The organism is Klebsiella sp. GW_Kp181 (assembly GCF_040062315.1).
GTDB lineage: Bacteria > Pseudomonadota > Gammaproteobacteria > Enterobacterales > Enterobacteriaceae > Klebsiella > Klebsiella oxytoca.
Window position 1 is genome coordinate 1 of record NZ_JBEAFR010000081.1, and the last position, 12,420, is coordinate 12,420.

Here is a 12,420-nt window from a genome sequence, read left to right on the forward strand (position 1 = left end):
AACCAGGGAATGCCGGTATCAAAAACCGGTGCCTTACCGCTTGGCGATACCCCAACAAAAAAACTTTTACTTACAACGCGAACAAGTAAATGGTGCGGGAGGCGAGACTTGAACTCGCACACCTTGCGGCGCCAGAACCTAAATCTGGTGCGTCTACCAATTTCGCCACTCCCGCAAAAAAGATGGTGGCTACGACGGGATTCGAACCTGTGACCCCATCATTATGAGTGATGTGCTCTAACCAGCTGAGCTACGTAGCCATCTTTTTTTTCGCGTTACCTTATCGGCGTTGCGGGGCGCATTATGCGTATTGAGCTTTGAAGCGTCAACCTCTTTTTCATTGAAAATGGGCTGAAAGTAACTGTTTGGTTAGGTTGCGAACAGCGTGGCGCAATAATCGGCAATTATTGCTTATTTATCGTTTTTAGCGGCTTAAATAAGGCTCAAAATAAAAACGGACTCCGAAGAGTCCGTTTGGCAAAAAACGAGGCTTAGTAGGCCGACTGGTGTACGCCCACCGCGCGTCCGGACGGATCGTTCATTTTTTTGAAAGATTCATCCCACTCGATCGCTTTTGCGGAGGAGCAGGCGACGGACGGGCCGCCAGGCACGCATTCTGCGGCGCTCGGTACCGGGAACAGCTCTTCAAAGATCTCACGATACAGATAGGCTTCTTTCGACGATGGCGTGTTGTACGGGAAGCGGAAGCTGGCCGTTTCCAACTGCTGATCGGAAATTTGTTCAGCGGCCACCTCTTTTAAGGTGTCGATCCAGCTGTAACCGACGCCGTCAGAGAACTGCTCTTTCTGCCGCCAGGCGACGCTTGCTGGCAGATAAGATTCAAAACATTCGCGCAGAATATGTTTTTCCATTTTACCGTTGCCGCACATTTTATCCTGCGGGTTGATACGCATTGCCACATCAAGGAACTTCTTATCGAGGAACGGCACGCGGGCTTCAACGCCCCAGGCGGACATCGCCTTGTTCGCACGGGCGCAGTCGAACATGTGCAGCGCCTGCAGTTTGCGTACCGTCTCTTCATGCAACTCTTTGGCGTTTGGCGCTTTATGGAAATAGAGATAGCCGCCGAACACTTCATCAGAACCCTCGCCGGAGAGCACCATTTTGATGCCCATCGCTTTGATTTTACGCGACATCAGATACATCGGCGTCGAAGCGCGGATGGTGGTGACATCGTAAGTTTCAATGTGATAGATAACATCGCGAATCGCGTCCAGCCCTTCCTGGACCGTAAAGTGGATCTCGTGATGCACGGTACCCAGATGGTTAGCCACTTCCTGCGCGGCTTTCAGATCGGGGGCGCCTTCCAGCCCAACGGCGAAAGAGTGCAGCTGCGGCCACCAGGCTTCGGATTTTTCCTGATCCTCGACGCGGCGGGCGGCAAATTTCTTGGTGATAGCGGAAATTACCGATGAGTCCAGGCCGCCGGAGAGCAGTACGCCGTACGGAACATCGGACATCAGGTGGCTTTTCACCGACTCTTCCAGCGCCTGACGCAGTTCGTTTTTGTCCGTGACGTTGTCTTTCACCGCGTCATAGTCGAACCAGTCGCGCTGATAGTACTGGCGAATTTCGCCATCTTTGCTCCACAGGTAGCTGCCTGCCGGGAACTCTTTAATCGTGCGGCAGACCGGTACCAGCGCTTTCATTTCCGAAGCAACGTAGAAGTTGCCGTGTTCGTCGTGGCCCATATACAGCGGGATAATCCCGATGTGGTCGCGACCAATCAGGTACGCGTCTTTTTCACTGTCGTAGAGCGCGAAAGCAAACATTCCCTGCAGATCGTCGAGGAAGTCCGGACCTTTTTCCTGATACAGCGCGAGGATGACTTCGCAGTCGGAACCGGTCTGGAAGGCATAGCGATCGCCGTATTCCGCGCGCAGCGCCTGATGGTTGTAGATTTCCCCGTTGACGGCGAGCGCGTGCGTTTTTGCGGCATTATACAGCGGCTGTGCGCCGGCGTTCACGTCAACGATTGACAGGCGTTCATGCGCCAGAATGGCTTTATCGCAGGCATAGACGCCGGACCAGTCCGGGCCGCGGTGGCGCATCAGGCGGGAGAGCTCCAGTGCCTTTTTACGCAGCTCGCCTGCGTCAGTTTTAATATCCAGTACGCCAAAAATCGAACACATAGCCTTCTCCGTTACCCTGTCTTATTTGATGTTGTGCAGGCTTCGTCTCGTTGCGAAGCCCTGGTGCGTGCTTAAGAAAATGCCGCAAAGGGGCGGAGGGCGCAAGGGTTTTACGGCTGGAAAAGGAAATAATGCAATGACGATTGCTGGATAGTGAAAAAAGAGCATGTTTTAAGCGCTTTCATTGAATGATATCTAATAATGAGGGTTTTTTATTAGATGAAGGGCTTTTTTGGGGCTTTAAAAGAGAAAAACCACGTCATGAGACGTGGTTTTATTCAGAAAATATCAATTTCCGCAACGGAAGGGTAAATCCATGAGGGGCGGAACGGCATGCTGTCGATATCATCGAGCGTGGCAACGCCCGAAAGCACCAGGATAGTTTCCAGACCGGCCTGGAAGCCCGCCAGAATATCCGTGCGCAGATTATCGCCGACGATAACCGTTTGTTCCGAATGCGCCTGCATTTTATTCAGCGCGGAGCGGATGATCCACGGGCTTGGTTTACCGACATAGAACGGCTTACGCCCGGAGATTTTCTCGATGCCGGCGCACAGCGCGCCGCAGGCTGGATAGTAGCCGCGGCCGTGCGTATCCGGGTTAGTGGCGATAAAGCGCGCGCCGTTGGCAACAAAAAACGCCGCTTTATGCATCATCTCCCAGTTAAAGGAGCGGGTCTCACCGACGATAACGAAATCAGGATTGACGTCAGTGATGGTAAAGCCGGCTTTGTACAGTTCGTGAATCAGCGCGCCTTCGCCGACCACATAGGCTTTTTTACCTTCCTGACGGCGCAGAAAATCCGCCGTGGCCATCGCTGAGGTATAAAAGGCGGTATCAGGGACATCAATTCCGGCGGTCGCAAAGCGGTTCGCCAGGTCCTGGCCGGTCTGCGAAGGGTAGTTAGTCAGCATCACCAGCGGCATCTCTTTTTCGAGAATGCGCTTGATGAATTCGGCGGCGCCCGGTACGGCCACATTGTCGTGCATCAGCACGCCGTCAATATCACAAATTACGTTTTGAATGGTCATGGACTGTCCGACATCGTTAAAGAAAGGCGAAACTATAAAGCGGCTTTAGCTTTCCAGCAAACGCTGGAGCAGGATCCCGTTAAGCATCGCGCGCTTGACCAGAGCAAAAGCGCCGATGGCAGAACGATGATCGAGCGTAGAACGGACCACCGGCAGATTTTTACGAAATGCCTTCAGCGCCTGGGTGTTAATGCAGCCTTCAATAGCCGGCAACAGCACTTTTTCCGCTTCGACGATCTCACCGGCAATCACCACTTTTTGCGGATTAAACAGGTTAATGGCGATGGCGATAGTTTTACCCAGATGACGGCCAACGTGCTCGATCACCTCGCAGGCCAGCGCATCGCCTTTATTCGCGGCTTTACAGATCGTTTTGATCGTACAGTCATCGAGGGAGATTTTGCTCTGATAACCCTGTTCCAGCAGATGACGAACGCGATGTTCAATTGCCGCGTTGGCGGCGACGGTCTCCAGACAACCGAAGTTACCGCAGTGGCAGCGCTCGCCTAGGGGGTCGACCTGAATATGGCCGATTTCGCCGACGTTACCGTTACGGCCAATAAAAATCCGCCCGTTGGAGATGATCCCCGCGCCGGTTCCGCGGTGTACGCGCACCAGAATGGAGTCTTCGCAGTCGTGGCTCGCACCGAAGTAGTGCTCCGCCAGCGCGAGGCTACGGATATCGTGACCGACAAAACAGGTGACCTTAAACTTTTTTTCCAGCGCTTCGACCAGACCCCAGTTTTCAACCTGGATGTGCGGCATGTAGCGAATGACGCCGCTTTCCGGATCGACCAGTCCCGGCAGGATCACCGAGATGGCGATCAGTTCGCGGATTTTACGCTGGCAGCGCTCCATAAAGGCGGCAATGATATTTAGCAGCGCGTGTTCCAGGGTTTCCTGGGTTCTTTCCGGCAGCGGGTAGTGCTCTTCTTCAAGCGTTTTGCTGCTCAAATCATAGAGCGTCAGGGTGGCGTCATAGCGGCCCAGGCGTACGCCGATGGCGTGGAAGCTGCGGGTTTCCGCAACGATGGAGATAGCGCGGCGGCCCCCGGTGGAGGCCTGCTGATCGACTTCTTTGATCAGCCCGCGTTCAATAAGCTGACGCGTAATTTTCGTTACGCTGGCAGGGGCAAGCTGGCTTTGTTCCGCAATCTGGATACGCGAGATGGGGCCGTGCTGATCGATGAGCCGATAAACGGCCGCGCTGTTCAGCTGTTTTACGAGATCGACGTTACCAATTTGAGCCTGTCCGCCTGCTGTCATACTTTACTTACTCAGTGACGACCTCGTTACCATTAACGATGGTCTTGGTGATTTTATAGTCGCGGGTAAATGCGGTCAGGTTAGCGACCATCCCCGGGGCAATGCAGCCCAACTGTTTGTCTACGCCAATCGCACGGGAAGGGTAGAGCGTTGCCATACGTAACGCTTCGTCCAGCGCGATGCCGCAATGCTCAACGAGGTTACGCACCCCTTCAATCATGGTCAATGAAGACCCGCTGAGGGTACCGTTCTCATCTACGCACAGGCCGTTCCGGTAGTATATTGTTTTACCAGCAAAAATGAACTGCTCAATATTGGCGCCTGCCGGAGCCGTTGCATCAGTAACGAGACACAGCTTATCGCCTTTCAGGCGTTTAGCGAGGCGAACGTTAGCGTAATCGACGTGCATACCATCGACGATAATACCGCAGTAGACATCCGGCTCGTCGAAAATCGCGCCGGCGAGACCCGGTTCGCGGCCGGTGATATACGGCATGGCGTTAAACAGATGGGTAGCGAAAGTGATGCCGGAGCGGAAGCCGACTTTTGCTTCTTTGAGCGTCGCGTTGGAGTGACCGGCGGAAACGATGATGCCTGCCGCGACCAGTTTACGGATAACTTCTGGTTCCACGCGTTCCGGCGCCAGGGTGATTTTGGTGATGACATCCGCGTTTTGACACAGGAAATCGACCAGCGCGGCATCCGGCTTACGTACGTAGTCCGGATTGTGGGTGCCTTTTTTAACAATATTCAGCCACGGGCCTTCAAGATGCAGACCCAGGGCCTGGTGAGGATGTTTTTGCAGGTATTCACGCATCACGCGCACGCCCTGTTTCATCAGATCATCGCTGGCGGTAATCAGGGTGGGCAAATAGCTGGTGCAGCCGGAGCGTTCATTGGCTTTCTGCATAATTTCCAGCGTTTCAACGGTCACCGCGTCCGCCGTGTCGTTAAACTGCACGCCGCCGCAGCCGTTAAGCTGGACGTCGATAAAACCGGGGGCAAGGATTGCACCATCAACCGAGCGCTGTTCGATACCGGTTGGCAGCTCTGTTTGAGGACAGATACGTTCGATAAGGCCATTGGCGATAACAATCGCATGGTCATCCAGAATTTCATGACCGGTATAAATCCGGCCTTGGGTTAATGCATACATTACGACCCCCGGTTATCAAAAATGATTGTCCCGCGGGGGCAGCCGCGGGACGAGACTACATTACAGACCTTTGATGTTTTCAGCTTCTAATTCGTTGAAATATTTCAGGGTCTTAACTTTTAGTTCCATGGTGGACGGCTCATCGCAGACCACAACGGCTTTCGGATGCAGCTGCAGACAGGTAATAGTCCACATATGGTTAACGTTGCCTTCAACCGCCGCCTGCAGCGCCAGCGCTTTCTGATGGCCCAGTACCAGAATCATCACTTCTTCCGCGTCCAGCAGGGTGCCCACGCCAACGGTCAGCGCGTACTTCGGCACCTGATCAACGTCGCCGTCGAAGAAGCGGGAGTTCGCTACGCGAGTATCGTGGGTCAGGGTTTTAATACGCGTGCGTGAAGCCAGAGAAGAGGCTGGTTCGTTAAAAGCGATGTGGCCATCGTTACCCACGCCGCCCATGAACAGGTGGATTTTACCGTAAGAACGAATTTTTTCTTCATAACGACGGCATTCTGCATCAATATCCGGCGCGTTACCATTCAGCAGATTAATATTTTCCGCCGGGATATCAACGTGATCAAAGAAGTTGCGGTGCATAAAGCTATGATAGCTTTCCGGGTGATCTTTCGGCAGACCAACGTACTCATCCATGTTGAAGGTCACAACATGCTTAAAACTAACCTGGCCTGCTTTGTGCATCTCAACCAGCGCTTTATAAGCGGTCAGAGGCGTACCGCCGGTAGGCAGACCGAGGACAAACGGACGGTCTGCAGTCGGTTTGAACGCGTTGATGCGGTTAACGATATGCCGGGCAGCCCATTTACCGACTTGTTCAGCAGTTACCAGGGGGATCAGTCTCATTGTTCACCTCAATAGTTAAATTAGAACCTGGCGGATTGGCGCCAGCATACTAGTAAGAGTATTGCAGTTACTGCGCCGACCGGGGTCAATCCGTGTTGATTTTTTGAATGATAAAATAAGTTTTCGTTGTTAGCCAGTCAAAGGCGGAGGTGAATACGATATTTGGTGACTATTGTCACAAAAAATAGCCATTTAATTTGCGAGACGAATTAATTTTTCAGACACTTTGCAGGTAAGTTAAAAATTTAACCAGGTTACACAATAATAAAGTGGCTTTAATGAGCCTCAACGGGGTCTCATAGGGGGAATAAGATGAATATTTTAGGTTTTTTCCAGCGACTCGGTAGGGCGTTACAGCTCCCTATCGCAGTGCTGCCGGTCGCGGCGCTGCTGCTGCGATTCGGGCAACCCGATCTGCTTAACATTTCGTTTATCGCGCAGGCGGGCGGGGCAATCTTTGATAACCTGGCGCTGATTTTCGCTATCGGTGTTGCATCCAGCTGGTCAAAAGACAGCGCCGGTGCCGCAGCGCTGGCGGGGGCGGTAGGTTACTTCGTATTGACTAAAGCGATGGTCACCATCAACCCGGCCATCAACATGGGCGTCCTGGCAGGTATCATTACCGGTCTGGTCGGCGGCGCCGTGTATAACCGCTGGTCGGGCATCAAACTGCCTGACTTCCTGAGCTTCTTCGGCGGCAAACGCTTTGTGCCGATCGCAACCGGCTTCTTCTGTCTGGTACTGGCAGCCATCTTCGGCTACGTCTGGCCGCCGGTGCAGAACGCCATCCATGCTGGTGGTGAATGGATTGTCGGCGCGGGCGCGCTCGGCTCCGGTATCTTTGGTTTCATCAACCGTCTGCTGATCCCGACGGGTCTGCACCAGGTGCTGAACACCATCGCCTGGTTCCAGATTGGTGAGTTCACTAACGCTGCTGGGGCGGTATTCCACGGTGATATCAACCGCTTCTATGCCGGTGACGGCACCGCGGGGATGTTCATGTCCGGCTTCTTCCCGATCATGATGTTCGGTCTGCCGGGCGCGGCGCTGGCGATGTACTTCGCGGCGCCTAAAGAGCGTCGTCCTATGGTCGGCGGTATGCTGCTGTCGGTTGCCATCACCGCATTCCTGACCGGTGTGACTGAGCCGCTGGAATTCCTGTTCATGTTCCTGGCGCCGCTGCTGTATCTCCTGCACGCTATCCTGACCGGCATCAGCCTGTTCGTTGCGACGGCGCTGGGTATCCATGCGGGCTTCTCTTTCTCTGCAGGCGCTATCGACTATGTTCTGATGTACAGCCTGCCGGCAGCCAGCAAGAACGTCTGGATGCTGATTGTGATGGGTGTTGTCTTCTTCGTTATCTACTTCCTGCTGTTCAGCGCGGTAATCCGCATGTTCAATCTGAAAACGCCGGGTCGTGAAGATAAAGTGGATGATGTGGTCACTGAAGAAGCCAACAGCAATACCGAAGAGGGCTTAACCCAGCTGGCGACCAACTACATTGCGGCGGTTGGCGGTACTGATAACCTGAAAGCGATCGATGCCTGCATTACCCGCCTGCGCCTGACCGTTGCGGACTCCGCGCTGGTAAACGATGCGGCCTGTAAGCGTCTCGGTGCTTCCGGTGTGGTTAAACTGAACAAGCAGACCATCCAGGTTATCGTCGGTGCGAAAGCCGAATCCGTCGGTGATGAAATGAAGAAAGTGGTTGCCCGCGGCCCGGTTGCCGCAGCAGCAGCGACTTCAAACAGCGCGCCCGCAGCCGCTCCGGCCGCTAAACCGCAGGCCGTCGCTAACGCGAAAACCGTCGAAGCGCTGGTTTCGCCGATTACTGGCGACATTGTGGCCCTGGAGCAGGTGCCGGATGAAGCCTTCGCCAGCAAAGCTGTCGGCGACGGCGTGGCGGTGAAACCGACCGATAAGATTGTTGTTGCGCCGGCAGCGGGCACCGTAGTGAAGATTTTCAACACTAACCATGCTTTCTGTCTGGAGACGGAAAACGGCGCGGAAATCGTCGTCCATATGGGTATCGATACCGTTGCGCTTAACGGCCAGGGCTTTAAACGCCTGGTGGAAGAGGGCGCGGAAGTGAAAGCGGGTCAGCCGATTCTGGAACTGGATCTTGAGTTCCTGAACGCTAACGCACGTTCGATGATTAGCCCGGTCGTATGCAGCAACAGCGACGACTACAGCGCGCTGGTTATCCAGGCAACCGGCAAGGTTGTAGCGGGCCAGACGCCGTTGTACGAAATTAAAGGCAAATAAGACTCCTGAGTGGCGTTTATGCCTCGGCGGCGCAGCGAACCTGCGCCGCTTTTTTTTACCGCAAACAACCCCATAATCTCCTTCTGATACGTATTTTGCGTAACTAATAGTTGTCTCTACGCCCTGCTTGTAAGATCATGTGCCGTTATACGTTGTTTACGCTTTGAGGAACCCACGATGAGTGAGGCAGAAGCCCGCCCGACTAACTTTATTCGTCAGATCATTGATGAAGATCTGGCTACTGGTAAGCACACCACCGTTCATACCCGTTTTCCACCGGAACCGAACGGCTATCTGCACATTGGCCACGCAAAATCTATTTGCCTGAACTTTGGTATCGCTCAGGATTACCAGGGCCAATGCAACCTGCGTTTCGATGACACCAACCCGGTGAAAGAAGATATCGAATACGTTGAGTCGATTAAAAACGACGTGCAGTGGTTAGGTTTCCACTGGTCCGGGGATGTTTGCTACTCGTCCGATTATTTCGATCAGCTGCACCAGTATGCGGTTGAATTAATCAATAAAGGCCTGGCCTACGTTGATGAACTGTCAGCGGATGAGATCCGTGAGTACCGCGGCACCCTGAAAGAGCCGGGTAAAAATAGCCCGTATCGCGATCGCAGCGTGGAAGAGAACCTGGCGCTGTTTGAAAAAATGCGTAGCGGTGGATTTGCCGAGGGTAAAGCCTGCCTGCGCGCGAAAATCGATATGGCTTCGCCGTTTATCGTGATGCGCGATCCGGTACTGTACCGTATTAAGTTTGCCGATCACCATCAGACCGGAAGCAAGTGGTGCATCTACCCGATGTACGACTTTACCCACTGCATCAGCGATGCGCTGGAAGGAATTACCCACTCTCTGTGTACTCTCGAATTTCAGGATAACCGCCGCCTGTACGATTGGGTGCTGGATAACATCAGCATTCCCGTGCATCCGCGTCAGTATGAATTCTCGCGCCTCAACCTTGAATACACCGTGATGTCCAAGCGTAAGTTGAATCAGCTGGTGACGGAAAAACACGTCGAAGGCTGGGATGACCCGCGTATGCCGACCATTTCCGGCCTGCGCCGTCGCGGCTATACCGCAGAGTCTATCCGTGAGTTCTGCAAACGCATCGGCGTGACCAAGCAGGACAACACTATCGAAATCGCTGCCCTGGAATCCTGCATCCGCGAAGATTTGAACGAAAATGCTCCGCGTGCCATGGCCGTTATCGACCCGGTTAAGCTGGTGATCGAAAACTATCCGCAGGGCGGCAGCGAAATCGTCACTATGCCGAATCATCCCAATAAACCGGAGATGGGCAGCCGCGAGGTGCCGTTCAGCGGCGAAATCTGGATCGATCGCGCCGATTTCCGCGAGGAAGCGAACAAGCAGTACAAGCGTCTGGTGCTGGGCAAAGAAGTTCGCCTGCGCAATGCTTACGTCATCAAAGCGGAGCGCGTGGAGAAAGATGCGGAAGGCAATATCACCACGATTTTCTGTACCTATGATGCCGACACCCTGAGCAAAGATCCGGCCGACGGCCGCAAGGTGAAGGGCGTGATTCACTGGGTGAGCGCGGCGCACGCGCTGCCGGTCGAAATCCGTCTGTACGATCGCCTGTTCAGCGTACCGAACCCGGGCGCGGCGGAGGATTTCCTCACGGTGATGAACCCGGAATCGCTGGTTATCAAACAGGGTTTTGCCGAGCCAAGCCTGGCGCAGGCGCAGCCGGAAAAAGCGTATCAGTTCGAGCGCGAAGGGTATTTCTGCCTGGATAGCCGCTATGCAACCGCAACCAATCTGGTGTTTAACCGCACCGTCGGTCTGCGCGATACATGGGCAAAAGCCGGCGCGTAATTCTCCGCCGCGAATGACAACGCCGCTTACAGCGGCGTTTTTTTTATTCAGAATCAGAGAATTAAAATCTCATATTTTCGCGATGCGAATTAATCTTGTTTACAGATTGTAATAAACGCGATTTTTAACCCTTTCTCTTTATCCCCTGGAAATATGTAATCGCTTCCATTTCTCTTAATTTTGTCAGTTTTTGCAAGCACTTCCCCCGCTAAATGTGTGACTTCTAAGACTGAAACAAAAAGACATAAATTATGTGCGCTTTGTCATAATCTTCATCTTTGGTCGGCGAAAGAGATTGATAATTCGCGTCACGAAAAATAGTCTATAGCCAGTGGTTATGCGAATTTTTACCGCACCACTTTTAAAGTATTTTTATTTTATTTTTTGCGTGTTGCCCCTGGTAACCGCACTTTTAAAACGTCAAAGAGGATATGCATATGCGTACGTTTAGTGGCAAACGTAGTACGCTGGCGCTGGCTATTGCCGGTGTCACAGCCCTGTCAGGATTTGCAATGGTGCCGGATGCAAAAGCAGAAGGGTTCATTGATGATTCAACGTTAACCGGCGGCATCTATTACTGGCAACGTGAACGCGACCGTAAAGATGTCACCGACGGCGACAAATATAAAACTAACCTGTCGCACTCTACCTGGAACGCCAACCTCGACTTCCAGTCCGGCTACGCCGCCGATATGTTCGGCATTGACGTTGCTGCCTTTACCGCCATCGAAATGGGCGAAAGCAGCGAGAGCGGTCACCCGAACGAAATCGCTTTCTCCTCGCGCAATAAAACCTACGACGAAGACTATTCCGGCGATAAGAGCGGGATCAGCCTGTATAAAGCTGCCGCAAAATTTAAATTTGGTCCGGCGTGGGCGCGCGCGGGCTATATTCAGCCAACCGGCCAAACGCTGCTGGCTCCGCACTGGAGCTTTATGCCCGGTACCTATCAGGGCGCGGAAGCCGGCGCTAATTTTGACTATGGCGACGCGGGCGCGCTGAGTTTCTCCTATATGTGGACGAACGAGTATAAAGCGCCGTGGCATATTGAGATGGATGAGTTCTACCAGAACGATAAGAAAACCAAGGTGGATTACCTTCACTCTCTCGGCGCCAAATATGATTTTAAAAACGACCTGGTGCTGGAAGCGGCATTTGGTCAGGCCCAGGGTTACATCGACCAGTATTTTGCCAAAGCCAGCTATAAATTTGATGTTGCAGGCACGCCGTTAACCACCAGCTATCAGTTCTACGGCACCCGCGATAAAGTCAGCAACGGCGGGGCTAACGATATTTATGACGGCACCGCGTGGCTGCAGGCATTGACCTTTGGCTATAAGGTGGCCGACGTGCTGGACCTGCGTCTGGAAGGAACCTGGGTTAAAGCTGACGGCCAGCAGGGCTACTTCCTGCAGCGTATGACGCCAACCTACGCCTCTTCTAACGGTCGGCTGGATATCTGGTGGGATAACCGCTCGGACTTCAACGCCAACGGTGAAAAAGCGGTGTTCTTCGGCGCGATGTATGACATGAAGAACTGGAACATGCCGGGGTGGGCCTTTGGCGCATCCTATGTCTATGCCTGGGATGCGAAGCCGGGCAGAATGTCCTCGCCTGATGCCTACTACAACCCGGATAAACGCCTGGAAGAGTCCGCCTATAGCCTGGACGCCATGTATACCGTTCAGGAAGGGCGCGCGAAGGGCACGCTGTTCAAACTCCACTTTACGCAATACGACAACCACTCTGATATCCCGAGCTGGAGCGGCGGTTACGGCAACATCTTCCAGGATGAGCGCGACGTGAAGTTCATGGTTATCGCACCGTTCACCATTTTCTGATG

General features: G+C 53.4%; 8 protein-coding genes and 2 tRNA genes. 3 read left to right on the forward strand and 7 right to left on the reverse strand.

The window, feature by feature from the left end; genetic code table 11:
- Nucleotides 1–90 precede the first annotated feature (90 nt).
- From ABLV11_RS22455 to nagB, 7 genes are all read right to left on the reverse strand, one after another.
- Nucleotides 91–175 (reverse strand) — tRNA-Leu (locus ABLV11_RS22455).
- Between the two features lie 8 nt (nucleotides 176–183).
- Nucleotides 184–260 (reverse strand) — tRNA-Met (locus ABLV11_RS22460).
- A 231-nt stretch (nucleotides 261–491) separates the two neighbouring features.
- Nucleotides 492–2,153, reverse strand: a complete 1,662-nt coding sequence (gene asnB, locus ABLV11_RS22465) for an asparagine synthase B (protein WP_004100213.1) — start codon at nucleotides 2,151–2,153, stop codon at nucleotides 492–494.
- Nucleotides 2,154–2,431: 278 nt separating this feature from the next.
- Nucleotides 2,432–3,184 (reverse strand): HAD-IIA family hydrolase, encoded by a 753-nt coding sequence (locus ABLV11_RS22470; protein ID WP_004100215.1) that lies wholly within the window; start codon nucleotides 3,182–3,184, stop codon nucleotides 2,432–2,434.
- Between the two features lie 45 nt (nucleotides 3,185–3,229).
- Nucleotides 3,230–4,450 (reverse strand): N-acetylglucosamine repressor, encoded by a 1,221-nt coding sequence (locus ABLV11_RS22475; protein WP_004100216.1) that lies wholly within the window; start codon nucleotides 4,448–4,450, stop codon nucleotides 3,230–3,232.
- A gap of 7 nt (nucleotides 4,451–4,457) precedes the next feature.
- A complete protein-coding gene (nagA, locus tag ABLV11_RS22480; protein ID WP_004100218.1) occupies nucleotides 4,458–5,606 on the reverse strand; it encodes an N-acetylglucosamine-6-phosphate deacetylase in 1,149 nt (382 codons plus the stop codon).
- Nucleotides 5,607–5,666: 60 nt separating this feature from the next.
- Entirely contained in the window at nucleotides 5,667–6,467 is an 801-nt protein-coding gene (gene nagB, locus ABLV11_RS22485) for a glucosamine-6-phosphate deaminase (protein WP_004100220.1), read from the reverse strand.
- A 312-nt stretch (nucleotides 6,468–6,779) separates the two neighbouring features.
- Between nagB and nagE the strand changes: the two genes are divergently transcribed.
- The 3 genes from nagE (at nucleotide 6,780) to chiP (ending at nucleotide 12,418) form a co-directional block, all read left to right on the forward strand.
- Entirely contained in the window at nucleotides 6,780–8,732 is a 1,953-nt protein-coding gene (gene nagE / locus ABLV11_RS22490; protein WP_004100222.1) for a PTS N-acetyl glucosamine transporter subunit IIABC, read from the forward strand.
- Between the two features lie 177 nt (nucleotides 8,733–8,909).
- Entirely contained in the window at nucleotides 8,910–10,577 is a 1,668-nt protein-coding gene (gene glnS / locus ABLV11_RS22495; RefSeq protein ID WP_004100223.1) for a glutamine--tRNA ligase, read from the forward strand.
- A gap of 437 nt (nucleotides 10,578–11,014) precedes the next feature.
- Nucleotides 11,015–12,418, forward strand: coding sequence for a chitoporin (gene chiP, locus ABLV11_RS22500; protein WP_004100225.1), 1,404 nt, complete (start codon nucleotides 11,015–11,017; stop codon nucleotides 12,416–12,418).
- Nucleotides 12,419–12,420 lie beyond the last annotated feature (2 nt).